The organism is Mesorhizobium sp. M7A.F.Ca.CA.001.04.2.1 (assembly GCF_003998485.1).
Lineage (GTDB): Bacteria > Pseudomonadota > Alphaproteobacteria > Rhizobiales > Rhizobiaceae > Mesorhizobium > Mesorhizobium ciceri.
On the sequence record NZ_RZQT01000012.1, the window covers coordinates 41,422 to 66,379 of the forward strand.

Annotated in this window: 20 protein-coding genes; 12 read left to right on the plus strand and 8 right to left on the minus strand. The window is 63.0% G+C overall.

All coding sequences use genetic code 11. The features are described 5' to 3' along the window. Window positions 1-8: 8 nt before the first annotated feature. From EN955_RS06285 to EN955_RS06295, 3 genes are all read left to right on the plus strand, one after another. Window positions 9-1,415 (plus strand): glutamine synthetase family protein, encoded by a 1,407-nt coding sequence (locus EN955_RS06285; protein ID WP_081714209.1) that lies wholly within the window; start codon window positions 9-11, stop codon window positions 1,413-1,415. 80 nt (window positions 1,416-1,495) lie between these two features. Then, entirely contained in the window at window positions 1,496-2,731 is a 1,236-nt protein-coding gene (locus tag EN955_RS06290; protein ID WP_024501927.1) for a putative DNA modification/repair radical SAM protein, read from the plus strand. Window positions 2,732-2,733: 2 nt separating this feature from the next. Next, the gene (locus tag EN955_RS06295) at window positions 2,734-4,191 is read left to right on the plus strand and encodes a UdgX family uracil-DNA binding protein (RefSeq protein WP_024501928.1); all 1,458 of its coding nucleotides are present in this window, start codon (window positions 2,734-2,736) and stop codon (window positions 4,189-4,191) included. 62 nt (window positions 4,192-4,253) lie between these two features. Here the strand turns inward: EN955_RS06295 and EN955_RS06300 are convergent, their stop codons facing one another. From EN955_RS06300 to EN955_RS06315, 4 genes are all read right to left on the minus strand, one after another. Beyond that, complete coding sequence (locus tag EN955_RS06300) at window positions 4,254-5,519, minus strand: glycerate kinase (RefSeq protein WP_024501929.1); 1,266 nt, start codon at window positions 5,517-5,519, stop codon at window positions 4,254-4,256. After that, window positions 5,516-6,019 carry a heme-degrading domain-containing protein gene (locus tag EN955_RS06305; RefSeq protein ID WP_024501930.1) on the minus strand — a complete coding sequence of 168 codons (504 nt, stop codon included), beginning with the start codon at window positions 6,017-6,019 and terminating at the stop codon, window positions 5,516-5,518. Before EN955_RS06305 ends, EN955_RS06300 begins: the two co-directional genes overlap by 4 nt. 193 nt (window positions 6,020-6,212) lie before the next feature. Beyond that, the gene (gene guaD / locus EN955_RS06310) at window positions 6,213-7,529 is read right to left on the minus strand and encodes a guanine deaminase (protein ID WP_013528234.1); all 1,317 of its coding nucleotides are present in this window, start codon (window positions 7,527-7,529) and stop codon (window positions 6,213-6,215) included. Window position 7,530: 1 nt separating this feature from the next. After that, window positions 7,531-8,748 (minus strand): urate hydroxylase PuuD, encoded by a 1,218-nt coding sequence (locus tag EN955_RS06315; RefSeq protein ID WP_024501931.1) that lies wholly within the window; start codon window positions 8,746-8,748, stop codon window positions 7,531-7,533. 131 nt (window positions 8,749-8,879) lie between these two features. Between EN955_RS06315 and EN955_RS06320 the strand changes: the two genes are divergently transcribed. From EN955_RS06320 to EN955_RS06330, 3 genes are all read left to right on the plus strand, one after another. Next, a complete protein-coding gene (locus tag EN955_RS06320) occupies window positions 8,880-9,800 on the plus strand; it encodes a LysR family transcriptional regulator (protein ID WP_024501932.1) in 921 nt (306 codons plus the stop codon). Window positions 9,801-9,924: 124 nt separating this feature from the next. Then, window positions 9,925-10,932 (plus strand): LLM class flavin-dependent oxidoreductase, encoded by a 1,008-nt coding sequence (locus tag EN955_RS06325; RefSeq protein WP_024501933.1) that lies wholly within the window; start codon window positions 9,925-9,927, stop codon window positions 10,930-10,932. Then, on the plus strand, window positions 10,929-12,179 hold the full coding sequence (locus EN955_RS06330; protein WP_024501934.1) for an LLM class flavin-dependent oxidoreductase: 1,251 nt from the start codon (window positions 10,929-10,931) through the stop codon (window positions 12,177-12,179). Before EN955_RS06325 ends, EN955_RS06330 begins: the two co-directional genes overlap by 4 nt. 12 nt (window positions 12,180-12,191) lie before the next feature. On the opposite strand, the gene xdhC is transcribed toward EN955_RS06330, so the two are convergent. The 4 genes from xdhC to uraH all read right to left on the minus strand — a co-directional run bounded on the left by xdhC (window position 12,192) and on the right by uraH (window position 17,558). Continuing rightward, window positions 12,192-13,073, minus strand: coding sequence for a xanthine dehydrogenase accessory protein XdhC (xdhC, locus tag EN955_RS06335; protein WP_024501935.1), 882 nt, complete (start codon window positions 13,071-13,073; stop codon window positions 12,192-12,194). A gap of 74 nt (window positions 13,074-13,147) precedes the next feature. Beyond that, window positions 13,148-15,508 (minus strand): xanthine dehydrogenase molybdopterin binding subunit, encoded by a 2,361-nt coding sequence (xdhB, locus tag EN955_RS06340; protein WP_024501936.1) that lies wholly within the window; start codon window positions 15,506-15,508, stop codon window positions 13,148-13,150. 190 nt (window positions 15,509-15,698) lie between these two features. Then, window positions 15,699-17,180 carry a xanthine dehydrogenase small subunit gene (gene xdhA / locus EN955_RS06345; RefSeq protein ID WP_024501937.1) on the minus strand — a complete coding sequence of 494 codons (1,482 nt, stop codon included), beginning with the start codon at window positions 17,178-17,180 and terminating at the stop codon, window positions 15,699-15,701. Between the two features lie 3 nt (window positions 17,181-17,183). After that, window positions 17,184-17,558 carry a hydroxyisourate hydrolase gene (gene uraH / locus EN955_RS06350; protein ID WP_013528242.1) on the minus strand — a complete coding sequence of 125 codons (375 nt, stop codon included), beginning with the start codon at window positions 17,556-17,558 and terminating at the stop codon, window positions 17,184-17,186. 203 nt (window positions 17,559-17,761) lie between these two features. Here uraH and puuE point away from each other — a divergent pair, with 203 nt between their 5' ends. The 6 genes from puuE to EN955_RS06380 all read left to right on the plus strand — a co-directional run bounded on the left by puuE (window position 17,762) and on the right by EN955_RS06380 (window position 24,957). Next, window positions 17,762-19,180, plus strand: a complete 1,419-nt coding sequence (puuE, locus tag EN955_RS06355) for an allantoinase PuuE (protein WP_024501938.1) — start codon at window positions 17,762-17,764, stop codon at window positions 19,178-19,180. A 10-nt stretch (window positions 19,181-19,190) separates the two neighbouring features. Beyond that, window positions 19,191-20,054, plus strand: coding sequence for a bifunctional allantoicase/(S)-ureidoglycine aminohydrolase (locus tag EN955_RS06360; RefSeq protein WP_024501939.1), 864 nt, complete (start codon window positions 19,191-19,193; stop codon window positions 20,052-20,054). Further along, complete coding sequence (locus tag EN955_RS06365; RefSeq protein WP_024501940.1) at window positions 20,051-20,557, plus strand: ureidoglycolate lyase; 507 nt, start codon at window positions 20,051-20,053, stop codon at window positions 20,555-20,557. The genes EN955_RS06360 and EN955_RS06365 overlap by 4 nt, the downstream gene beginning before the upstream one ends. After that, the gene (locus EN955_RS06370) at window positions 20,554-21,147 is read left to right on the plus strand and encodes a nucleoside deaminase (protein WP_024501941.1); all 594 of its coding nucleotides are present in this window, start codon (window positions 20,554-20,556) and stop codon (window positions 21,145-21,147) included. The genes EN955_RS06365 and EN955_RS06370 overlap by 4 nt, the downstream gene beginning before the upstream one ends. Window positions 21,148-21,229: 82 nt before the next feature. Next, entirely contained in the window at window positions 21,230-23,215 is a 1,986-nt protein-coding gene (locus tag EN955_RS06375; protein WP_024501942.1) for a CocE/NonD family hydrolase, read from the plus strand. A gap of 155 nt (window positions 23,216-23,370) precedes the next feature. Continuing rightward, entirely contained in the window at window positions 23,371-24,957 is a 1,587-nt protein-coding gene (locus EN955_RS06380; RefSeq protein ID WP_013528248.1) for an ABC transporter substrate-binding protein, read from the plus strand. Window position 24,958 lies beyond the last annotated feature (1 nt).

The following is a 24,958-nucleotide window of genomic DNA, read 5'->3' on the forward strand; positions in this document are numbered from 1 at the left end:
AAGCGGCGATGGACCATCCCAATGCCACAATGACCTCACCTTCGGGCTCGACATCCGCCGAGGCGCAAGCCTTTCTCGACGCCCATCCCGAGATCGAAGCCTTCGATATCGTGCTGACCGACGCCAATGGCGTCGGCCGCGGCAAGATCGTGCGCCGGCATGAGCTGAAGAGCATCTTCGAGGGCGGCCGCCATATGCCGATCTCGATCCTGGGCCTCGACATTACCGGCGAGGATGTGCACGAGACCGGGTTGATCTGGACGACCGGCGACGGCGATCTCAGGGCATGGCCGATCCCCGGCACGCTGGTGCCGCTCTACGGCACGAGCCCGCCACGTGGCCAGCTGCTGATGGCGATGTACATGCTCGACGGCCGGCCGATGTCGTCGGATCCGCGGCTGGCGTTGGCTCGGCAAGTCGACATCCTGGCGGCCAAGGGCCTCTATCCGGCCGGAGCCTTCGAACTTGAATTCTTCCTGCTGGCCAATGAGCGCGACGCCGACGGCAAGGTGCAGCCGGCGCGCGCCGTGCTCGACGGCCGCGTCTCGGGCAAGACGGAAGTCTATTCCGTCGATCATCTGCACGGCATGGAGCCACTGTTCTCCGACATCTATGCCGCGGCCAAGGCACAAGGCATTCCGGCCGAGACCGTGATTTCCGAATATGCGCCCGGCCAGTACGAATTGACGCTGAACTATCGCAAGGATGTGATGCGGGCGGCCGACGACCTGGTCATGCTGAAGCGGCTGGTGCGGGCGCAGGCGCGCCGCTACGGCGTCACCGCCTGTTTCATGGCCAAGCCGATCGAGAAATACGCCGGTTCGGGCATGCATTTCCACGTCTCGCTGCAGGACAAGGCCGGCCGAAACGTCTTTGCCGAAGCCGGCGGCGAGAACTGGTCGCTGCCGTTGCTGCAGGGGCTCGGCGGTCTGATCCAGACCATGGCGGAATCGATGCTGGTGTTTGCGCCGCACGCCAATTCCTGGCGGCGCTTCGTCTCGCAATCCTATGCGCCGGTGGCGCCGACATGGGGCGTCAACAACCGATCGGTGGCGCTGCGTGTGCCGGCCGGCGACGCCAAGAACCGGCGCATCGAGCACCGGCCGTCGGGCGTCGACGCCAACCCCTATCTGATCGCCGCAACCGTGCTCGCCGGCATCATCAAGGGCATGGATGAAGGGCTCGATCCGGGGCCCGAAACGACCGGCAACGGCTATGAGGCAGCGGTCACGCGCACAACCATGCCTGTCGACTGGCGCGCCGCGATCGAATCGGCCCGGGCGTCCAGCTTCCTGAAGAACGCGCTCGGCGAGGACCTGCACCGGACCTTCGTGGCGATCAAACAGTCCGAATACCTGCGCGTGGCACGCACGGTCAGCGAACTGGATTACCACCTCTATCTGCACGAAGTCTGAGGGCCGGGCGGGCGATCACTTTTTCGCCGTTTCCATCAAATGAGGTGGCATAAGGGCGGATAAGAACATATCATGAACGGATGAGCGCACTCACCGTCCGTGAAAAACTGGCTGTCCTCTCCGATGCCGCCAAATACGATGCGTCCTGCGCCTCGTCGGGTGCGGCGAAAAAGGACTCGCTGGAATCAGGCGGCATCGGCTCCACCGAGGGCATGGGCATCTGCCATTCCTACGCGCCGGACGGCCGCTGCATTTCGCTGCTGAAAATCCTGCTGACCAATTTCTGCATCTATGATTGCAGCTACTGCATCAACCGTTCGTCTTCCAACGTGCGGCGAGCCCGCTTTGGCATCGACGAGGTGGTGAAGCTGACCATGGATTTCTACCGGCGCAACTACATAGAAGGCCTGTTCCTGTCCTCGGGTGTCGTTCGCTCGCCGGACGAGACCATGGGGGAGATGGTCGAGGTGGCGCGCCGGCTACGCCTGGAGGAGAAATTCTCCGGTTACATCCATTTGAAGACCATCCCGGAAAGCTCGGCCGAACTGGTCGAGCAGGCCGGTCTCTATGCCGACCGGCTGTCGATCAATGTCGAACTGCCGACCGACGAGGGTGTGAAGCGGCTGGCGCCCGAGAAGAAGCCGGAGACAATCCGGCTTTCCATGGCCAGGCTGCGCCAGAAGATGGAGGAGAAGGCCGAGCCGACTTTGAAGACCAAAAAGCGCGAACGCTTTGCGCCGGGCGGCCAGTCGACGCAGATGATCATCGGCGCCGACAAGACATCCGACGACGGCATATTGCACACGAGCGCCCGGCTCTATGGCAGCTACCATCTGCGGCGGGTCTATTACTCGGCCTTCAGTCCGATTCCGGATTCGTCGTCGTCGCTGCCCCTGCAGAAGCCGCCTCTGATGCGTGAGCACCGGCTTTATCAGGCCGACTGGCTGATGCGGTTTTACGGCTTTTCGCAACCGGAAATCCTCGCCGGCAGCAGCGACGGCATGCTCGATCTCGCCGTCGACCCGAAGCTGGGCTGGGCACTGCGCAACCGGGGGCAGTTTCCCGTCGACATCAATCGCGCCGACCGCGAAGCGCTGCTGCGGGTGCCGGGTCTCGGCACCAAGGTGGTGGCGAAGATTTTGGAGACGCGCCGGCACCGGCGCATGCGGCTCGAGGACGTCGGACGGATCTGCCAGTCGATCGCCAAGCTCAGGCCGTTCATCATCGCCGAAGGCTGGTCACCTGGCGCGCTGACCGACAAGGCCGGCCTGCGCGAAAAGATTGCCTCCTCCTGCGAACAGTTGTCGTTGTTCTGATCATGCGGCCGGCGGAACTCGATCTCGCCAGATACAGAGTTCGGCTCGACAGCGAGACGGATTTTGCGGGCTGGCGTGACGCGGCACGGCGGCTGGCCTTGAATGAGGTCAGGCCCGAGGACGTCGACTGGCATGTCGCGCCAGGCTCTGAGCAGGCACAATTGCCTGAAGTGCCTGCGGGCGCGCAACTCGTCGTGCCGCGCGACTTCCTCGGGCATGCCGAAACGGCGTTCTGCCATTCCGATCCCGGCCGGTTTGCCTTTCTCTACCGAATGCTGTGGCGATTGCGCGACGAGGCTAAACTGCTGGAAATCGCGTCGGATTCCGACACCAGGCGGCTCGAGGCCATGGAGAAGGCGGTGCGGCGCGACAGCCACAAGATGCACGCCTTCGTACGTTTCCGGAAAATCGGCGACGGTGCCGATGAGCGCTATGTCGCCTGGTTCGAGCCGGATCATTTCATCGTCGAGCGCAACGCCGATTTCTTCGTCAGACGTTTCACCGGCATGCGCTGGACGATCCTGACCCCTTATGCCTCTGCCGACTGGGATGGCGAAAGGCTGGCGATCGGGCCGGGCGCGGCCAAGGGCGATGCGCCTGATCAGGACGATACCGAGGCGCTCTGGCGCACCTATTTCGAGAACATCTTCAACCCGGCGCGATTGAAGGTGAAAGCCATGCAGAAGGAGATGCCGAAGAAATATTGGCGGAACCTTCCCGAGGCCTCGCTCATTCCAGACATGATCGCAGGAGCGGACAAGGCCGCCAAGGACATGATTGCGAAGATGCCGACAACACCCGCGCCGCACCACGCAAAGGTGCAGGCACGGCATTGGCCGAAGCAGCCCGTCGAAGCACCGGAAGATGATGCAAGCACGATTCCGGAATTGCGCGAGGCAGCGAAAGGCTGCCGCCGCTGCCCGCTGTGGCGCGACGCGACGCAGACCGTCTTCGGTGAAGGCCCTGACAATGCCAAGGTGATCTTCGTCGGCGAACAGCCGGGGGATCAGGAGGACCTCGCCGGCAAACCTTTCGTGGGTCCGGCCGGCAAGGTGTTCGATGCGATCCTGGACGATGCCGGTGTCGACCGGCAAAAGGTCTATGTCACCAACGCGGTCAAGCACTTCAAGTTCGAGCCGCGCGGCAAGCGCCGCATCCACTCCAAACCGAATTCCGGTGAGATTCAGGCCTGCCGCTGGTGGATCGACCAAGAATTCGAGCTGATCAAGCCGAACCTCGCCGTGGCACTCGGCGCGACAGCGGCGATGTCGCTGCTCGGCAAGGCGATTCCGGTGACAAAGATGCGCGGACAAGTGATCGAGCGCGAGGACGGATTGCGCGTGTTCATCACCATCCATCCCTCCTTCATCCTGCGCATCCGCGAACCCGCGGACAAGGAGGCTGAACGCGAACGGTTCCTGCAGGACATGAAGCTGGTGAAGCGGCTGATGGCCGCCTGATTGTCTGTTTTGCGCGATTCCGGACGGAAAACCGCTTCACGGTTTTCCTGGAATTGCTGCGGCTATCTGATCAGAATTGCCCTGAGATCGTTGACATTCGTACCGGTCGGGCCGGGTACGAAGAGATCGTCAACCGCGTTGAAGGCCGTCCAGGCATTGTTGCCGGCAAGCATAGCCTTGGCGTCCACCCCGGCAGCGCGCATGCGCGACACGGTCGAAGCATCGGCAAAGGCACCGGCATTGTCTTCCGAACCGTCGATGCCGTCAGTGTCGGCGGCCAGCGCATTGATACCGTCGACGCCATTGATGCCGATGGCGAAGGCGAGCAGGAATTCCGAATTGCGGCCGCCCTTGCCTTTTGCGCGCAGCGTCACGGTTGTCTCGCCGCCCGACAGGATCAGCACCGGCCTCGAGAAAGGCCTGTTGCGCGTCGCCACTTCACGCGCGATCGCGGCGTGGACACCGCCAACCTCGCGCGCCTCGCCTTCGATGGCATCGGAGAGGATAACCGCCTCGACGCCTTGCCGTTTCGCTTCCGCAGCGGCGGCTTCCAGCGATACCCCGGCCGAAGCGATCAGATGCACCTCGTTGCGCAAAAAGCGCTCGTCATCCGGGCTTGGCGCATCGGCGGCCGGCGAATTGATATGCGCCATCACCGAGGCCGGCAGTTTCATGCCATAGGCCGATATCGAGGCCAGCGCGTCGGCGCGGCTGCCTGTATCCGGTACGGTTGGGCCGGAGGCGACCATTGCCGGATTATCGCCGGGAATATCGGAGACGATCAGCGACACCACCCTGGCCGGCCATGCGGCCGCCGCCAGCCTGCCGCCTTTGATGGTGGAAAGGTGCTTGCGGATAGTGTTCATCGCCGCGATCGGCGCACCCGAGGCGAGCAGCGCCTCATTGACCGCGATCTCGTCGGCCAGCGTCAAGCTGCCGGCCGGCGACGGCAACAGCGCCGAGCCGCCGCCGGAAATCAGCGCCACCACCAGATCGTCCGCCGTCAGCCCTTGCACCTTCGCCAGCAGCCGGCGCGAGGCTTCAAGGCCGGCAGCGTCCGGCACCGGGTGCGCCGCCTCGATGATCTCGATGCGCTCGCAGGTCGCGCCATAGCCATAGCGGGTGACGACCAGCCCTTCGATGGGGGCGTCCCACACTTTCTCGAAGGCTGCCGCCATTTGCGCCGAGCCTTTGCCCGCGCCGATGACGATGGTACGGCCCTTGGGCTTGGCCGGCAGATGATCCCTGATGGTTCGTTCCGGATCGGCGGCGGCGACGGCGGCGTTGAAGATGGAGACGAGGAACAATTTGGGGTCGAGCACGGTCATTCGGCTTCCCGAGGCAATGCCAAGCCGCGCTTGTCGACGCCCAAATGATCGCACAGCGCATCGACGACGACGCCGTGATCCTCGCGCTCCGGCAGTCCGGAAACGGCGATGACGCCAATGACGCCGGTGCCCTTGGCGTTCACCGGAAAGCCACCGCCGGCCAGCACGTAGTCGGCAATTTCCAGCCCTTCACCAATCTTGAAGGTGCGGTCGGGGCGCTGCTGTTCCAACACCATGCGATAGGTGCTTCTCAGGAACCGTTTGACCACATTGATCTTGCGCCGCGCCCAGTCGGGATTGGAAGCGTTCGAGCCCGGCAGCGCGGCGTAGAACAGCGGCCGGTCCCACAGCCTGATGTCGACTATGATGGGTAGATCTTCGGCGATTGCACGATCGCGAATGGCGGAGCCGATTTTGAAAGCGACGGCCTCGTCGAAGGTCGCGAAGACAAGGGTCTCTTCCTGTCTCTTGATCAGAGCGATGTCGTCAGCAACGGCCATTTTCTTTCTCCGAAATCGTCACACGTCGTGTGTACGACAAGCTCCGCTCGGTCAAGCTTCCGTGGCGTGGCCACCTTCTCCCGAGGGGAGAAGAGACGAGCACGGGCCTCGGCTTCCTCCTCTCCCCTCGGGGAGAGGCCGGATTGCCCCGAATTGCCTTCGCAATTCGGTTGGTAATCCGGGTGAGGGGGTCTTACCCCGCGCTCATGTCAGCCTTGGCTGGCCGCCCCGCCACATAAACTTCGCGGACGGAGCGGTCGTCGCCCAGCGTCTGCAGGAGAAAGAGTTCCTGCGCCAGCGTCTCGACCGTCTCCATCCTGAGCCGCATTCCCGGCGTTGCCCTGGCGTCCAGCACGACGATGTCGGCGTCGGTGCCCGCGTCCAGCGTGCCTATCTTTTCCACCACCGACAGCGCCTCGGCATTGCCGCGCGTCGTCTGCCAGAAGGACTGGAACGGGTTGAGCTTTTCGCCATTCAGCGCGATCACCTTGTAGCCTTCGTCCATGGTGCGCAGCATGGAGTAGTTGGTGCCGCCGCCGACATCGGTGGCGGCGGCGATGCGGATCGGCTTGTCGCGTCGGCGAAAGCGCTGATAATCGAAGAGGCCGGAGCCGAGGAAAAGGTTCGAGGTCGGGCAGAACACCGCCACCGAGCCCGAGTCCGAAAGCGCATCCGCTTCGCGCTCCGACAAATGGATGCAGTGGCCGAACAGGCTCTTTTTGCCTAACAGCCCGTAATGCTCGTAGACGTCGGTGTAGTCGCGCGCCCACGGGTAGAGTTCCTGCGTGAAAGCGATCTCGGCGTGGTTTTCCGACAGATGCGTCTGCATGTGCAGGCCGGGATGTTCGCGGCACAACACGCCCGCCATCTCCATCTGCTCCGGCGACGAGGTGATGGCGAAGCGCGGCGTGATGGCGTAGTGCTGGCGGCCCTTGCCGTGCCACTCCTTGATCAGCGCCTTTGTGTCGTCATAGCCGGATTGCGGGGTGTCGAGCACGCCGTCGGGCGCATTGCGATCCATCATCACCTTGCCGGCGATGTTGAGCATGTTGCGGTCATGCGATTCTGCGAAGAAGGCTTCGGCCGAGGCCTTGTGCACCGAGCAGTAGGCGGCGACCGTCGTGGTGCCGTGGCGCACCATTTCGTCGAGGAACAGCCGCGCGATGCGGCGGCCGTGCTGGGCGTTGGCGAACTTCGTTTCTTCCGGAAAAGTGTAGGTGTTCAGCCAGTCGAGCAGTTCGGCGCCATAGGAGGCGATGATCTGCATCTGCGGAAAATGCGCATGGGCATCTATGAAGCCGGGCAGCAGCAGATGCGGCCGGTGGTCAATCCTTTTCACCGTTTCGTCGGCTTGCTTTTCAACATCGGCATAAGTACCCGCGGCGACGATCCTGCCGTCACGGATCAGCAGTCCGCCATCCTCCTCGTAGCGCCAGGCGGAATGGTCTTCGAGAGTTTGCGGCCAGCGCACAAAGGACAGCGTGCGGCCGCGCAGAAGTGTCGAATTCATGCTATTTCCCTGCGCCTTCGAACCAGGCCACCAGCAGCGCCCGTTCCTTGTCGGTGATCTGAGAGACGTTGGCGGGCGGCATGGCGTGGCTGCGGCCGGCCTGCAGATAGATTTCGCGGGCGTGGTTGGCGATATCCGCATCGGTGTCGAGCATCACGCCCTTGGGCGCATGATAGATGCCCTCATAGACCGGCTCCGCCGCGTGGCACATCGAACAGCGGCCGAGCACGGTGTCGCGCACCGCCGGGAAATGCGCTGAAGCGACATAGACTTGCGCCGACGCGGATTCCTTGGGTTCGCCGGTCAGCACTTTCGGCGCGGTCGACAGCCAAATGATGACGATGAACAGGACGAGTGCCGCCATCCAGGTCCAGGTCGGATTGCCCTTGCGCGCATGGACCGAGTTAAAATAGTGCCGGATCAGCACGCCGATGATGAACACCAGCGAGGCGATGACCCAGTTGAACTCAGTGCCGAACGCCAGCGGATAGTGGTTCGACAGCATCAGGAACAGGACCGGCAGCGTCAGGTAATTGTTATGGAGAGAGCGCTGCTTGGCGATCTTGCCGTATTTCGGGTCGGGCTTGCGGCCGGCGATGAGGTCGGCGACGACGATCTTCTGGTTGGGGATGATGACCATGAAGACATTGGCCGACATGATCGTGGCGGTGATGGCGCCCAGATGCAGGAAGGCGGCACGGCCGGTGAACAGGTGGGTCAGTCCCCAGGCGATGAACACCAGCACGCAATAGAGCACCAGCATCAGGCCGGTGTCGCTTTTTCCGAGCGGCGAGCGGCACAGCAGATCGTAGACCACCCAGCCGACGCCGATCGTTGCCAGCGACAGCAGGATACCGACCGGGACCGACATCGGCAGCACGTTCGGATCGATCAGGAACAGATCGGCTCCGGCATAATAGACGACGCACAGCATGGCGAAGCCGGACAGCCAGGTGGCGTAGGATTCCCATTTGAACCAGGTCAGGTGTTCCGGCATTTCGGCCGGCGCCACCAGATATTTCTGGATGTGATAAAAGCCGCCGCCATGCACCTGCCATTCCTCGCCGAAGGCGCCGACGGGCATGCCGGGACGCTGGCGCAGGCCGAGATCAAGCGCGACGAAATAGAACGACGAGCCGATCCAGGCGATGCCGGTGACGACATGCAGCCAGCGCACGGCAAAACTCAGCCAATCCCAGAAAATCGCGAAATCCATCATTGAAATCGTCCCTGCCGATTGGGTGACTTTACGGGCTGGAGCGCAAACGGAAAGAGGCGAGGCGCACGAGGACTTTCAAAAAAAAATGGAAAATACTAGGTTGATCCTGCAAACCGGCGAAGGTGCTCCGCATGGCCTATCTCGACAACATCGCCGTCTTCGTTCGCGTCGTTGAACTCGGCAATCTGTCGGCGGCCGGGCGCGACATGCGCATTTCGCCGGCGGTCGCTTCCAACCGCATCAAGGAACTGGAGAAGCACCTTGGCGTGCGGCTGTTCAACCGCACCACACGGCAATTGATGCCGACCGAGCATGGCACGGTTTTTTACGGGGGCGCCAAGCAGGTGCTGGAGGCAATCACCGAGGCGGAAGCGGCGGTCTCTGCCCTTTCCGGCCAGCCGCGCGGCACCATCCGCGTCACGGCACCGCTCGGCCTCGGCCGCCGGCTGGTGGCTTCGGGCATCCCCGATTTCCACGACAAATACCCTGATATCGAGGTGCGGCTCAGGCTCTCGGACCACAATGTCGACATCATGAAGGAAGGCATCGACGTCGCCTTCCGGCTCGGCATCATCGAGGATTCCAGCCTCAGGATGCGCGGCATCATGGAATGCGAGCGCGTGCTGGTGGCGGCGCCGAAATATCTCGAAGCGCGCGGCGAACCGATTGAGCCGCAGGAACTGATCGGCAAGAAGCACGACTGCCTGATGCTGCGTTATTCGGGCGCGCGCGAATATGTGTGGACGCTGCAGACCCCCACCGGCCCGCAGAAATTCGAGGTACACGGGCCCTACGACACCGACGATGGCGACGTGCTGACCGGCTGGGCGCTTTCAGGCCGCGGCATCATCAACAAGCCGCGCTTCGAGGTCGAGCCATTCATCCGCGACCGGCGGCTGAAGGTGATCCTGCCCAGCACGCCACCGACACCGGTGCAGTTCGCCGCCGTCTATCCGCACAAGAAGCTGCAGGACCCAAAAGTGCGGCTGCTGCTCGACTTCATGGCCGAGCGCTGCCAGCGGCTGATCAACGATCTTCTTGCTGGCAAATAAAGGCTGGCCGGCAAATAGGGACTGGCCGGTAGGTGAGCGGCGGTTTGGCCCAGCGCCGGCGGTTGCCATCCGAGGATGTGGCGAACATAGTTCGGGTGGCATTTCATCTCATAGGGAACCCTCGATGGACAACGGCGCCACAATGCATCTTGCCGTTTCGCTCGCCGATCCATCACTCGAGACTGGGTTGGAATTCAGCCGCCTGGCTGGTTTCGTGCAAAAGGCTGAAGCAGCCGGGCTGGACATGGTGCTGCTTGCCGATGCCGCGCCAGCGTCCGAAAGCGAAGCCGCGAACAAACGGATGCCCTTCGAAGCGACGACCTTGCTGGCCGCTCTGGCGACTGTCACAAGCAGGATCGGCTTGGTTGCCGCTGCCTCGACAATTGCCCACCAACCCTACAATCTGGCACGCCGTTTCGCTTCGCTCGACGTTATCAGCCACGGCCGCAGTGGCTGGAACGCAACCATGACGCAAGCGCCACGGGAAGCAGCCAATTTCAGCCGGCCCGAAGGATTTTCGCCTAACGATTTCCGCCGTCGCAGTGAGGAATATATCGGCATCGTGCAAGGTCTGTGGCAGGGCTGGGATGCGGACGCGCTGCTGTTCGACCAGAGCGGCGGCCGCTTCCACGACCCCGAAAAGATGCACCTGCTGGAGCACAAGGGCGAATTCTTTTCCGTGCGCGGACCGCTGAACGTCGCCCGGTCGCCGCAGGATACGCCAGTGCTCGTCTTGTCGGGCCTGCAGGAATCCGACTTCGATATTGCCACTCGCACCGCCGATGTCATCCTGCTGGACGGCGGACTGGTGGAGGGCGCGACCGAACGCTATGACGATATCAGGCGCCGTGTCACGGCGTGCGGACGCGATCCGGATGCTGTGAAAGTGCTGACGAACGTCGCGCTTATCGCCGATAGTAAGCCGGCTGCCGTCGCCGAGAGGCTGGAAAAGGAATTCCGGGCGAGAGGCTGCGACGGGTTCAACATCCTGATGCCGGCACAGCTTTCTGCGCTCGACGATTTCGTCGATCTGGTCTTGCCGGCGCTGCGGCGGCGTGGCTTGTTTCGAGAGAACTATCGCGGCACGATGTTGCGCTCGCATCTCGGGCTTGCCGGCGGAGGTGACCGATGACCGCTCGCCAGATGAAGCTCGGCGCCTTTCTGTGGGCGACAGGTCATCACATCGCCGCCTGGCGCCACCCCAAGGCGCACGTCACCGCCGGCATAGACATCGATCATTACATCCAGCTGGCGCGCACGGCGGAGGCGGCGAAGTTCGACATGGTGTTCTGCGAGGACGCCGCCGGCCTGCGTGAAGCCAATATCGGCATTGCCAGCCAGACGTCGCGCTCGATCGGTTTCGAGCCGATCAGCCTGCTCTCGGCGCTCGCCGTCCAGACCAGCCGCATCGGCCTCGTCTCGACAGCGTCGACAAGCTACAACGAGCCTTATGGGCTGGCACGAACCTTCCTGTCGCTCGACCATCTGAGCGGCGGCCGGGCCGGCTGGAATCTGGTCACCTCGGCCAGCCCCATCGAAGCAGCCAATTTCGGCGCGACGGGCCTCAAGCCCCATGCCGACCGCTACGAACGGGCGCGCGAGTTTGCCGAGGTGGTGACCGGCTTGTGGCACGGCAAGGCTTCCGGCCATAACGGCCAGAGCTTTTCGGTTCGCGATCCGCTCGACCTGCCGCGCTCGCCGCAGGGCGCGCCGGTGATGGTTCAGGCCGGCGCCTCGGATGTCGGCCGCGACCTTGCCGCCCGCACCGCCGATGTGGTGTTCACGGCGGCGCAGACCTTCGAGGAAGCCAAGGCCTTCTATGATGATCTCAAAGGACGTCTGCCGGCCTACGGGCGCGAGCCGGACGACATCAAGATCATGCCGGGCGTCGCACCGGTGGTGGCGGAGACCGAAGCGGAGGCCCGTGAAAAATACGAGGAATTGCAGGAGCTGATCCCCGACGATGTCGGCGTGGCGCTGCTGTCCAGCTATCTCAGCATCTCCGATCTGTGGCGCTATCCGATCGATGGGCCACTGCCGGAACTGCCGGAGAGCGAGGGGATGAAGAGCAGGCAAGCGCTGGTCATCGAGCAATCGCGCCGCGACGGCCTCTCCATCCGCCAGCTCGCCCGGCATTTTGCCGGCGCGCGGGGCCATTGGCGCATCGTCGGCACAGCGGCCCAAGTCGCCGACGAACTGCAGGCGCGGTTCGAGGGTGGCGCGGCCGACGGTTTCAACGTCATGCCCTCATATTTCCCTGGGGAACTCGATGCCTTTGCCACGCTCGTCGTGCCGGAGTTGCAGCGGCGCGGCCTGTTCCGGACGGAATACCAGGGCCGCACGCTGCGCGACCATCTGGGTTTGAAACGGCCGGTTTAGCTGCGGCGCAGCTTAGCCTGCCATCACCCTGCCATGCGGAATTTGATGGTCGGCATTAAAGGCTGCGTTGTGATTGACCAGCGCCATCATGATCTCGGCCGCAGCCAGCGCCGCGATGACCTGAGGGCGCTTGTCCTTGACGGTGTCGCCGCCAATTGGCGAGACGAGGCGGGCAAACTCGGCTTGGCTGCCGTCCGCCGATTTCAGGAACCAAGTCCTGAACGTCGCTTTCTTGGTCTTCGAGCCGATCATGCCGACATAGGCGGTGTCACCGCGTTTCAGCGCTTCCGCGACGATCAGGAAATCCAGCGCATGATCGTGGGTCAGGATGGCGAAGGCTGCGCCGGCGGGGGCATTCCGCACCATCGCTTCCGGCATAGCTGTCAGCCGTGTCTCGATGGTTTCGGGCATGCCTTCCAGTGCTTCGGCCCGCGTCTCGATGACGATGCCGTGCACGGGAAGAAGTGCGATCGCCGATGCCAGCGCCTGGCCGACATGGCCGCCACCGAAGATGTAGACGTACGGCAGGTGCGCCTCCTCGGCTTCCGCGGCCGCAACCAGGTCGCCGGCAAGCGCAGCATCGACGAGCCGGATCAAGACTTCGACGCGCCCGCCGCAGCATTGGCCGATCTCGGGACCCAGCGGGACGTCTAGGATAGCGCAGACTTCGTCAACCTCGATGCGGACTTCTTTGCCCAACATCTGCCTGGCCTTGTCGATTGCCATATATTCGAGCTGACCGCCGCCGATGGTGCCAAAGATCGCCGTCTGCGAGACGAGCATAAAGGCGCCCTTCTCGCGTGGCGTCGAGCCTTTTGTTCCGGCCACTTCGACCAGGGCAACCCGACCGGCGCTGGCGAGAAAGGCTTTCAGGCTTTGCACTTTCGAGTTCATGGTTCACGTTCCCGAATGGGAAATATAGGTTTTTTCGGCCCGGATTGCACGCATTGCCGACCCTGGGGCCGGATTCAGGCGCCGGCCTCCTTCTTCAGCCGCTCGATCGCCATTAGAACCCGCTCCGGGGTCGCCGGAGCATCGAGGCGCGGGCAGATCCTGTTGTCGGCGACACTGGCCACCGCGTCCGATAGCGCATGCAGCACCGACATGCCGAGCGGGAACGGCGGCTCGCCGACCGCCTTGGAGCGGTGGATGGTCGGCTCGCCGGCTTCCGGCCAGTCGGCCAAGGTGACGTTGAAGATCTTCGGCCGGTCGGAGGCGAGCGGGATCTTGTAGGTCGACGGCGCATGCGTGCGCAGCCGGCCCTTGGCGTCCCACCACAGTTCTTCCGTCGTCAGCCAGCCCATGCCCTGGATGAAGCCGCCCTCGATCTGGCCGATATCGATCGCCCGGTTCAGCGAGCGGCCACAGTCATGGAGAATATCGGTACGCTCGACCATGTATTCGCCGGTCAGCGTGTCGACCGAGACCTCCGAGCACGAGGCGCCATAGGCGAAATAATAGAAGGGGCGGCCCTCGCCCTTGTCGCGGTTCCAGTGGATTTTCGGCGTCTTGTAGAAACCAGCCGCCGACAGCTGGATGCGGGCCATATAGGCCTGCTTGACGAGGTCGGCGAAGGCGATTTCCTGGTTGCCGATGCGCACCCGGTTGGGCAGGAACAGCACCTGATCATGCGGCACCTGATATTTTTCGGCGGCGAAATCGGTCAGCCGATCCTTGATCTGGCGCGCGCCATTCTGCGCCGCCATGCCGTTGAGGTCGGAGCCGGACGACGCTGCCGTAGCCGAAGTGTTCGGCACCTTGCCGGTCGTTGTCGCGGTGATCTTCACCTGGTCGAGATCGATCTGGAACTCTTCCGCCACCACCTGCGCCACCTTGACGTTGAGGCCCTGCCCCATCTCGGTTCCGCCATGGTTCAGATGCACCGAACCGTCGGTGTAGACATGCACCAGCGCGCCGGCTTGATTGTAATGCGTGGCGGTGAACGAGATGCCGAATTTGACCGGCGTCAGAGCGAGGCCCCGCTTGATGAAACGGCTGTTGGCATTGAAGGCCGATATTTCACGCCGCCGCCGCGCATAGCTCGCGCTTTGCTCCAGCTCGGCGACGATGCGCTGGATGATGTTATCCTCGACCGTCTGGTGGTAGGGCGTGATGTTGCGGCCCCCCTCGCCGTCACCACTGGTGCCGTAGAAATTCTTCTTGCGGATTTCGAGTGGATCCTTGCCGACGGCAAAGGCCACCTCGTCGATGACGCGCTCGGCGCCGACCATGCCTTGCGGGCCGCCGAAACCACGAAAGGCGGTGTTCGACACGGTGTTGGTGTAGAGCGGCGCCGACTGCGCATGCACAGCCGGCCAGAAATAAGTATTGTCGCAATGGAACAGCGCGCGATCGGTTACCGGGCCGGAAAGGTCCGACGAAAAACCGCAGCGCGCCGCGAAAATGAAATCGACGCCGAGGATGTTGCCCTCGTCATCGAAGCCGACCTCGTAATCGACGAGGAAATCATGACGCTTTCCGGTGGCGATCATGTCGTCGTCGCGGTCGGGCCGGATCTTCACCGCGCGGTGGTGCTTCTTCGCGGCGATCGCGGCCAATGCGGCAAACTGATTTCCCTGCGTTTCCTTGCCGCCGAAGCCGCCTCCCATGCGGCGGATTTCCACCGTGACGGCATTGCTCGGCACGCCGAGCGCATGGCTGACCATGTGCTGGACTTCGCTTGGATGCTGGGTCGAGGAATAGATGGTGACGTCCTGATCCTCGCCAGGAACGGCCATGGCGATATGGCCTTCGAGGTAGAAGTGTTCCTGGCCGCCGATGCGCATTTTTCCCTTTAGCCGGCGCGGCGCCTGACGGATCGCCGTAGCGGCATCGCCGCGCTTCAGGGTGAGAGGCGGCGTGACGAGCTTGTCCTTCTTCGGATCGAGCGCGCCGATGTCGGTGACGAAAGGCAATTCCTTGTATTCGACCTTTGCCAATCTTGTGGCGCGGCGCGCCTGCTCGCGAGTTTGCGCAATAACGCAGAAGATAGGCTGGCCGTAGAATTGCACCTTGCCGTCGGCAAGCACCGGCTCGTCGTGGCGGCCGGTCGGCGAAATGTCGTTTTCGCCCGGCACGTCACTGGCCGTCAACACGTCGACCACACCGGGCGCTCTACGCACCGCCGAAAGATCCATGCTGGTGATGGTGGCATGCGTGGCACCGGAAAGCCCTAGGCAGCCATGCAGCGTGCCTGATGGTTCCGGCATGTCGTCGATGTAGACGGCGGTACCGCTGACATGTTTGTGCGCGGAATCGTGGCGCTGATCGGTGGCGACGCCGCCAGCGATCTTTTCAGCCTTGAGGTTGGGGGCAGCGTGCTTGTTCATCGAATGCCTCTTTTCCCTTCTCCCCGCTCACGGGGAGAAGGTGGCCCGAAGGGTCGGATGAGGGGCGACGCTGACCGTGACTGGTTTGCAGATACCGATCGACGACGGCGCCGCCCCTCATCTGCCTGCCGGCATCTTCTCTCCGTGAACGGGGAGAAGGACGCTATTGGTTTGCTGGCGCTGATATGCATCACGCCGCCTCGTGCCGTGAGACCTGGAATGGCGCCTTGGTGCCGCTGGTCTCGGCAAAGAAACGCAACAGCAGGTTCTTTGCCGCCAGCGCCCGATATTCGGCGCTTGCCCGCATATCGGTCAGCGGCGTGAAATCATTGGCGTATTCGGCCATGGCCGCCTCGACCGTGGCCTCCGTCCAGGGTTTGCCGAGCAGGGCCTGCTCGACACCGAGGGCCCGTTTAGGTGTCGCTGCCATGCCGCCATAGGCGATGCAAATGTCGGCCACCGTTCCGTCCTTGGCCAGATCCAGGAAAAACGCGCCAAGGGCCGCGGTAATGTCCTCGTCGCGACGCTTGGTGATCTTGTAGACGGCAAACTTCGTTTCCTTGGCCGGCACCGGCACATGCACGGCCTCGACGAATTCACCCGGCTGCCGATCCTGTTTGCCGTAGGCGATGAAGAAGGTTTCCAACGGGATCGTCCGCTGCTTCTTGCCCTTGCGCAAGGTGAGACTTGCGCCAAGTGCGATCAATGGCGGTGGCGTATCTCCGATCGGCGAGCCGTTGGCGATGTTGCCGCCGATGGTGCCCATGTTGCGCACCTGTTCGCCGCCGATGCGATCGAACAATGGCCCCAACGCCGGGATGCGCTTCGCCAATGTCGCGAAGGCGTCAGTGTAGGTGACGCCGGCGCCGATCGAAATGACGCCCTTGTCTTCCGAGATGGTGCAAAGCCCGTCGAGATCGCCGATGAAAATGGCCGGTGAAATATCGCGCATGTGCTTGGTCACCCACAGGCCGACATCGGTCGAGCCGGCCACGATGGTAGCGCCGGGTTCCTTGTCCAGCACGGCGGCGAAATCGTCGACATCGGCCGGCACGACCAGCCGCGCCTTGCCGGTTCCGATCTCGACCCGGGCGCCGTCACGCATGGCCTCGAGCCTCGCGGTGATCGCCTTGCGTTCCGTGGCCAGCGGGTCCTTTGCCGCCTTGCCGTAGCTGGAGATGGCCTGCGCGGCGCGCATGATCGCCTCGTAGCCGGTGCAGCGGCAGAGATTGCCTTGCAAAGCCTTTTCGACATCCGCGTTCGAGGGATCAGGCGACTTCATCCACAAGCCATAGAGCGACATGACGAAGCCGGGCGTGCAGAAGCCGCATTGCGAGCCGTGGAAATCGATCATCGCCTGCTGCACCGGATGCAACTGGCCGGGTGAACCGCGCAGATGCTCGACCGTCACGACATGGGTGCCGTCGAGCGAGCCGAGGAAGCGGATGCAGGCATTGACGCTTTCATAGACCAAGCCGCCCTCCGACAGCTTGCCGACCAGCACGGTGCAGGCACCGCAGTCTCCCTCGGCACACCCTTCCTTGGTGCCGCGCAGCGAACGGTCGAGCCGCAGCCAGTCGAGCAAGGTCGCGTCGGGTGCCACCGACGAAAGCGCCACATCCCTGCCATTGAGAATGAAGCGGATTTCGTTGCGGATGCTAATTTTGGTCATGCCTCAGCTCCCCCTGTAGGTCGAGTAACCGTAGGGCGAGACCAGCAGTGGCACATGATAATGCACAGGCTCGGCCATGCCGAAGCGGATCGGTATCACATCGAGAAAGGCGGGTTTCGGCAGGCTCAACCCCTGCTGGCGCAAATAGTCGCCGGCGGCGAAGACCAGTTCGTATTCGCCGGTGCGGAACTCCGCGCCGGCGAGCAGCGGCTTGTCGCAACGGCCGTCGGCATTGGTGAGAACGGTCTTCAGATGTGTCCGCGCCTTGCCCTCGAGGTGATAGAGCGCGATCGACAGTCCCGCCGCCGGCTTGCCGGTCGCCGTGTCGAGGACATGGGTCGTCAGACGCCCGCCGTCGGCTTTCGACGTTTCTGCCATTGGCCGCCTCCCATTTCCGGTACGAGCGAATTGGCCCGGTACGGTCAAGTATCAACAGTGAATTGTGCGCCAATTAAAGGCGATGCATAAGTCCCGGTCGAGCGGAGTGCGACAAAAACACTTTCAAAAATTTTCGGGGGAATGCGAGAAGCACCCTTTCGATATTCTGATCATACTTCGGGCCGTGCCCGGCGGGAGGGACGATGCGTTACAGCAGAGACATGCGCGGCTACGGAGCCAATCCGCCGGACCCGAAATGGCCTGGCGGTGCACATGTCGCCGTGCAGTTCGTCGTCAATTACGAGGAAGGCGGCGAAAACTGCGTGTTGCATGGCGACAAGGCGTCCGAAGCCTTCCTGTCGGAAATCGTCGGCGCGGCACCCTGGGTGGGTCAACGCCACTGGAACATGGAATCCATCTACGAATACGGCGCCCGCGCCGGCTTCTGGCGGCTGCTCCGGCTGTTCACCGAGTCGCAAGTGCCGATCACCTGCTACGGCGTCGCCACAGCGCTCGCCCGTTCGCCGGATCAGGTAGCGGCCATGCAGGACGCCGGCTGGGAGATCGCTTCGCACGGCTTAAGATGGATCGACTACCGCGACCACAGCGCCGAGGATGAGCGCCGCGACCTCGAGGCGGCGATCAAGCTGCACTACGAAGTGACCGGCGCGCGCCCGACCGGCTGGTATACGGGTCGCACATCGATCAACACGGTGCGGATTGTGGCGGAAGAAGGCGGCTTCGACTATGTGTCGGACACCTATGACGACGAGCTGCCGTACTGGTTCGAGCATGAGGGCGGCGCGCAGCTCATCATCCCCTATACGCTCGACGCCAACGACATGCGGTTCGCCACGCCGCAAGGTTTTAACTCGGGCGACCAGTTCTTTGCCTATTTGAAGGACAGCTTCGATACGCTCTATGCCGAGGGCAAGGCCGGCCGGCCACGCATGATGAACATCGGCCTGCACTGCCGCCTCGTCGGGCGGCCGGGCCGGGTGGCGGCGCTGAAGCGCTTCGTCGACTATGTGAAGTCGCACGACAAGGTCTGGCTGGCGAGGCGCATCGACATCGCCAAGCACTGGCAAGAGGTCAATCCTTATCAACCGGCGGCACTCCGTCCATCGAAGATGGAATTCGAGACCTTCGTCCACACTTTCGGCGGCGTGTTCGAGCATTCGCCCTGGATCGCCGAACGCGCCTACGAACTGGAACTAGGCCCGGCGCATGACACTTCGGGCGGCCTGCACAATGCGCTTTGCCGTATCTTCCGCTCCGCCAGCGAAACCGAACGGCTTTCGGTGCTCAACGCCCATCCCGACCTTGCCGGCAAGCTGGCCAAGGCCAAACGGCTGACGGCGGAATCGACCAGGGAACAGGCCTCGGCCGGCCTCGACGCGCTGACCGACAAGGAGCGCGAACTGTTTTCCAAGCTCAACGCCGCCTACGTCACCACCTTCGGCTTCCCTTTCATCATCGCGGTGAAGGGCAAGACGAAGGAGGAAATCCTGGCGGAGTTCGAGGCGCGCATCGGCAACAGCCGCGGCGTCGAATTCGAGACCGCCTGCAAACAGGTCGAGCGCATCGCGCTGCTCCGCCTCAAGGACATGCTTCCGCAATAGGTTTGAAACCATGGATACGATCAGGATGCCCGAGCGAACCTATTACGCGCCACATGGCGGCCATTCCGGCCAGAACGAGCTTCTGACCGGCCGCGCCGTCTTCACCGAGGCCTATGCCGTCATTCCCCGGGGTGTGATGCAGGACATCGTGACCAGTGCGTTGCCGTTCTGGGACGAAACCCGCGTCTGGATCTTGTCGCGACCGCTATCGGGTTTTGCCGAGACGTTCTCGCAATACATTGTCGAGGTCGCGCCCGGCGGCGGCAGCGATCGGCCGGAACCCGATGCCGGCGCCGAAGGCGCTCTGTTCGTGGTCGAAGGCGAACTGACGGTTCTGCTTGCCGGCAAGACGCATGTGTTGCGGCCCGGCGGCTTTGCCTTCCTGCCGCCGGCCAGCGGCTGGACGGTTCGCAACGAAAGCAGGGCCGCCGTGCGCTTCCACTGGATTCGCAAGGCTTACGAGGTGGTCGACGGTCTCGATGTGCCGGAAGCCTTCTTCACCAATGAGCAGGAGATCGCGCCAACGCCGATGCCCGGCACCGAAGGCCGCTGGGCGACGACGCGGTTCGTCGATCCGGCAGATTTGCGCCACGACATGCACATGACCATTGTCACGCTGGAACCCGGCGCGGTCATTCCCTTCGCCGAGACCCATGTCATGGAGCACGGTCTCTATGTGCTGGAGGGTAAGGCCGTCTACCGCCTCAACCAGGACTGGGTCGAGGTCGAGGCCGGCGACTATATGTGGCTGCGCGCCTTCTGCCCGCAGGCCTGCTATGCCGGTGGCCCGGGTAAATTCCGCTATCTGCTCTACAAGGATGTCAACCGGCACGCCAAGCTCGGCGGCGCCGGCATCGCAAGGCGCGCGCTGTGACCCGTATCGTCGCGCGGCCGCTGACCCGCGAGGGCTTTGCCCCCTTCGGCGATGTCATCGACATGGGCGGCGACAACCACTACCCGATCAATGGCGGCAGGGCCGAGCGCCATCATGATCTGGCTACCGCCGAAGCAACCGGTCCGAACGCCCGCGTGCTGATCTCGATGGTGCGCGGCACGCCCTACGAATTGCCCCTGAAATTGAGCATGGTCGAGCGCCATCCCTTCGGCAGCCAGGCCTTCATCCCGCTCTCGCCGCGCCCCTTCCTGGTCGTCGTCTGCCATGACGGGGAGCAGGGGCCGGGCGAGCCGCATGCCTTCATCACCGCACCCGGACAAGGCATCAATTACCGGCGCAATCTCTGGCATGGCGTGCTGACGCCGCTCGGCGAGGCTCAGGACTTCCTGATCGTCGACCGTGGCGGCGATGGCTCCAATCTCGAAGAGTTCCATTTCTCGCACGCCTACGAGATCCACTTGCCCAACGAGAGCCTCCTGTGACCGATATTTCACTGATCGACCGCCTGCTCGATGTGATCGAGCACGACATCGTGCCGAAGACGGCCGAGGGCGTTACCTATGGCAACAAGCTGTTCGGCGCGGCGATCCTGCGCAAGGACGACCGTTCGCTGGTGCTGGCTGAAACCAACAACGAGATGGAAAACCCGCTCTGGCATGGCGAGGTACACTGCCTGAAGCGTTTCTACGAAATGCCCAGGGCTGAGCGCGTCGATACGAAAGACGCCATCTTCATCGCCACGCACGAACCCTGCTCGCTGTGCCTGTCGGCGATCACCTGGACCGGCTTCGACAATTTCTACTATCTGTTCAGCCACGAGGATTCGCGCGACAGCTTCGCCATCCCGCACGACCTGAAGATCCTGAAAGAGGTCTTCACCCTCGATCCCGGCGGCTACAATGCCGAGAATGCCTACTGGAAGAGCTTTTCTATCCGCAGGCTGGTGCGAGCGTTGCCCGAGGCAGAGCGGCGACGGCTGGAGACCCGTATCGGCGCGATTTCGGCGCGCTACGATGAATTGTCCAACATCTATCAGGCGAACAAGGACGATAACGATATCCCGCTGAACTGACGCGGATTGACCAGCCGAATTCGTTGGCTGGCCCACGACGCGGCACGGCAGGCTCCATCATCTGGCGATCCTGGAGCATGCCATGAAAACCGTCACCGAATTTGCCCGCAAAATCGTCGAATTCCCGGACATGGGCATCGTCATGCCGGATGGCTGCCGCCTGTCGGCGCGGGTGTGGATGCCGGAGGATGCGGGCGACGATCCGGTGCCTGTCATCCTAGAGCATCTGCCCTACCGCAAGCGCGACGGCACCATCTTTCGCGATCAGCTGACGCATCCTTATTTCGCCGGCCACGGCTATGCTTCGATCCGCGTCGACATGCGCGGCAATGGCGATTCCGAAGGGCTGATGGACGACGAATATTCCGAGCAGGAATTGCAGGACGCCTGCGACGTCATCGCCTGGGCGGCAAGCCAGCCCTGGTGCAACGGCAATGTCGGCATGATGGGCATTTCCTGGGGCGGCTTCAACTGCCTGCAGGTGGCGGCCAAGCGGCCGCCGGCGCTGAAAGCGGTGATCAGCCTGTGCTCGACCGTCGACCGCTATGCCGACGACATCCACTACAAGGGCGGCTGCCTGCTGATCGAGAATTTCGGCTGGGCCTCGACCATGCTGTCCTACTCGTCGCGGCCGCCGGATCCGCTTTTGGCCGGCGACAACCGGTGGCGCGATCTGTGGCTGACCCGGCTGGAGAACCAATCCTTCCTGGCGCCGCTGTGGCTGAAACACCAGCACCGTGATGCCTACTGGAAGCGCGGCTCGATCTGCGAGGATTTTTCCGCCGTCAAAGCCGCCGTGCTGTCGATCGGCGGCTGGCATGACGGCTACCGCAACACCGTCTCGCATCTGGCGACCAACATCCAAGCCCCGGTCAAGGGCATCGTCGGGCCATGGATCCACAAATACCCGCACTACGCCGGGCCCAAGCCTGCCATCGGCTTCCTGCAGGAGGCCTTGCGCTGGTGGGACCGCTGGCTGAAGGGTGTCGACACCGGTGTCGAGGCCGACCCGGCCTACCGCGCCTATGTCATGGACAGCGTGCGTCCGGCGCGCTGGCACCCCGAGCGTCCCGGCCGTTGGGCGGCGGAGCAGGAATGGCCCTCGCCAACCATCAAGATGCAAACGGTTGATCTGATCCCCTCAACGGAAAAACCCGCCATCATCGCCTCTCCGCAAAGCTGCGGCCTGGCCGGCGGCGAGTATTTTCCCTTCACCTTCGGTCCCGAACTGCCCGGCGACCAGCGCCCCGACGATGCGCTGTCGGTGTGTCTCGACCAGCCGGAACTCATCGAGCCGATCGACATCGTCGGAGCGCCGGAGGTCGAGCTGCGGCTGTCCTCTGATCGTCCGCAGGCCAACATCGCGGTCCGGCTTTGCGATGTGCATCCCGACGGCGCCTCGGAGTTGATCTCCTATGGCGTGCTCAATCTGACGCACCGCAATTCGCACGAATTCCCCGAGGCGCTGGTGCCGGGCGAAACCGTCTCGGTGCGCGTCGTGCTCGATCAATGCGCCTATCGTGTGCCGGCCGGCCACCGGCTGCGTGTTGCCGTTTCGAACGCCTATTGGCCTGCCATCTGGCCGTCGCCGGAGCCGGTCCAGCTCACCTTGTCGACGGCGACGCTCAATTTGCCGCTGCGGCCGCTGGCGACAGGCGACGAAGTAACGTTCGCCGAGCCGGAAGGTGCCACCCCCTGGGCAACAGAGACGATCCGCGCCGCCAATTCAGAGCGTCATGTCGATCGTGATGAGAAGACCGGAATGGTGACGCTTTCCATTGTTGACGATTTCGGCGAGGTGCGCGATCTCGCCCATCGCCTCGCCAATGGCAGCATCGCCCGCGAGACCTGGACGATCCATCCCGACGATCCGCTGTCGGCCTCGGGGAAGACGCACTGGACGCAGACCCTGTCGCGAAACGGATGGTCAGTACGCACCGAAACGACAGCCGAAATGCGATCGGATGCGCAAAACTTCATCGTCAGCGCCAGAATCGAGGCCTATGAGGACGAAACCCTCGTCTTCGAGCGCAATTTCGAGGAGAAGGTGCCGCGCGCGCTTCTTTGAATGCCGATTTCATTGGTCCAATTGCGACGTACGATTTACGCCACGGCATGTCGCATTCGGTCTTGCTTACCGCTTTCCCTTGCGGTCATTATTCTCCTCACAAGAAACAAGAAAAACGACCGCAGAGTCGAACCAACAGAGTGAGGAACTCAAAAATGTCGAACGAACTGGAATTTCTTAGCCGGCGTGTCGCGTCGGGCAAACTGAGCCGTCGTGATTTTCTCGGCCGGGCGGCGGCGCTCGGTATCTCCGCGCCCTTCGCCAACTCGCTGCTTTCAAGCGCTGCACGCGCGGCAGGCCCGGTCAAGGGCGGCACACTGAAGGCCGGACTTGTCGGCGGCGAATCCACCAACAGCCTTGATCCGGCACTGTTCATGACTCAGGTGCCGTTCGCCTTCGGCAAGATGTGGGGCGAATTGATTGTCGAGCTTTCGCCGGAAGGCAAGCTCGAGAACCGCATCGCCGAGGAGATCGGCTCGTCGGACGACGCCAAGGTGTGGACGCTGAAGATCCGCGACGGCGTCGAATTCCACAACGGCAAGACAGTGACCGCCGAGGACGTGGCCGCCACACTCGAGCGCCATTCCGACGAGAAGTCGAAATCCGGCGCGCTCGGCTACATGAAAGGTATCGAGACCATCAAGGCCAGCGGCAAGGAAGTCGTGCTGACGCTGAAGGAGGCCAATGCCGATCTGCCCTATTTGCTCAGCGACTATCACCTGATCGTCCAACCAAATGGCGGCAAGGACAAGGCTGACGCAGGCATCTCGGCCGGTCCTTACAAGGTCACGACCAATGAGCCCGGTGTGCGCCATGGCGGCGAGCGTTTCGCCAATTACTGGCAGGGCGACAAGATGGGCCATGCCGACCAGATCGAGATCATCGTCATCAACGATGCGACAGCGCGCACGGCCGCCCTGCAGGGCGGCCAGGTCAACGTGATCAACCGCGTCGAGCCGAAGATCGTCGACCTGATCAAGCGCCTGCCGGGCGTCACCATCCGCAACCACGCGGGTCCTGGCCACTACGTGTTCATCATGCATTGCAACACGGCGCCGTTCGACAACGCCGATTTGCGCATGGCACTGAAGCTGGCCATCGACCGCGAGGAAATGCTGGACAAGATCCTGCGCGGCTACGGTTCGCTCGGCAACGACTTCCCGATCAATGCGTCCTATCCGCTGTTTACCGAGATCGAGCAGCGCAAATACGATCCCGACAAGGCCAAGTTCCACTTCAAGAAGTCCGGCCACGACGGCGCGGTCCTGCTGCGGACCTCGGACGTCGCTTTCCCGGGCGCCGTCGATGCATCGCAGTTGTTCCAGCAGAGCGCGGCCAAGGCCGGCATTCAGATCGAGCTGAAGCGTGAGCCCGGCGACGGCTATTGGAACGAGGTCTGGAACAAGCAGCCCTTCTGCGCGTCCTACTGGGGCGGCCGCTCGACCCAGGACCAGATGTACTCCACCGCTTATCTGTCGACCGCCGACTGGAACGACACGCGTTTCAAGCGTCCTGACTTCGATAAGATGGTGCTGGCGGCGCGCGCCGAGCTCGACGAGACCAAGCGCAAGCAGATGTATCATGACATGGCTGTCCTGGTACGAGACGAGGGCGGCCTGATCCTGCCGATGTTCAACCAGTTCATCGACGCTACCGGCGCCAAGGTCGGCGGCTGGGTCGACGATCCGCATCAGGAGCTGATGAACGGCTACGCGCTGGCGAAGTGCTGGCTCGAAGCCTGAG

Coding starts and splice junctions, on each gene's coding strand:
- EN955_RS06285 (WP_081714209.1), top strand. CDS start 9: ATGGACCATCCCAATGCCACAATGACCTCACCTTCGGGCTCGACATCC.
- EN955_RS06290 (WP_024501927.1), top strand. CDS start 1,496: ATGAGCGCACTCACCGTCCGTGAAAAACTGGCTGTCCTCTCCGATGCC.
- EN955_RS06295 (WP_024501928.1), top strand. CDS start 2,734: ATGCGGCCGGCGGAACTCGATCTCGCCAGATACAGAGTTCGGCTCGAC.
- EN955_RS06300 (WP_024501929.1), bottom strand. CDS start 5,519: ATGACCGTGCTCGACCCCAAATTGTTCCTCGTCTCCATCTTCAACGCC.
- EN955_RS06305 (WP_024501930.1), bottom strand. CDS start 6,019: ATGGCCGTTGCTGACGACATCGCTCTGATCAAGAGACAGGAAGAGACC.
- guaD (WP_013528234.1), bottom strand. CDS start 7,529: ATGAATTCGACACTTCTGCGCGGCCGCACGCTGTCCTTTGTGCGCTGG.
- EN955_RS06315 (WP_024501931.1), bottom strand. CDS start 8,748: ATGATGGATTTCGCGATTTTCTGGGATTGGCTGAGTTTTGCCGTGCGC.
- EN955_RS06320 (WP_024501932.1), top strand. CDS start 8,880: ATGGCCTATCTCGACAACATCGCCGTCTTCGTTCGCGTCGTTGAACTC.
- EN955_RS06325 (WP_024501933.1), top strand. CDS start 9,925: ATGGACAACGGCGCCACAATGCATCTTGCCGTTTCGCTCGCCGATCCA.
- EN955_RS06330 (WP_024501934.1), top strand. CDS start 10,929: ATGACCGCTCGCCAGATGAAGCTCGGCGCCTTTCTGTGGGCGACAGGT.
- xdhC (WP_024501935.1), bottom strand. CDS start 13,073: ATGAACTCGAAAGTGCAAAGCCTGAAAGCCTTTCTCGCCAGCGCCGGT.
- xdhB (WP_024501936.1), bottom strand. CDS start 15,508: ATGAACAAGCACGCTGCCCCCAACCTCAAGGCTGAAAAGATCGCTGGC.
- xdhA (WP_024501937.1), bottom strand. CDS start 17,180: ATGACCAAAATTAGCATCCGCAACGAAATCCGCTTCATTCTCAATGGC.
- uraH (WP_013528242.1), bottom strand. CDS start 17,558: ATGGCAGAAACGTCGAAAGCCGACGGCGGGCGTCTGACGACCCATGTC.
- puuE (WP_024501938.1), top strand. CDS start 17,762: ATGCGTTACAGCAGAGACATGCGCGGCTACGGAGCCAATCCGCCGGAC.
- EN955_RS06360 (WP_024501939.1), top strand. CDS start 19,191: ATGGATACGATCAGGATGCCCGAGCGAACCTATTACGCGCCACATGGC.
- EN955_RS06375 (WP_024501942.1), top strand. CDS start 21,230: ATGAAAACCGTCACCGAATTTGCCCGCAAAATCGTCGAATTCCCGGAC.
- EN955_RS06380 (WP_013528248.1), top strand. CDS start 23,371: ATGTCGAACGAACTGGAATTTCTTAGCCGGCGTGTCGCGTCGGGCAAA.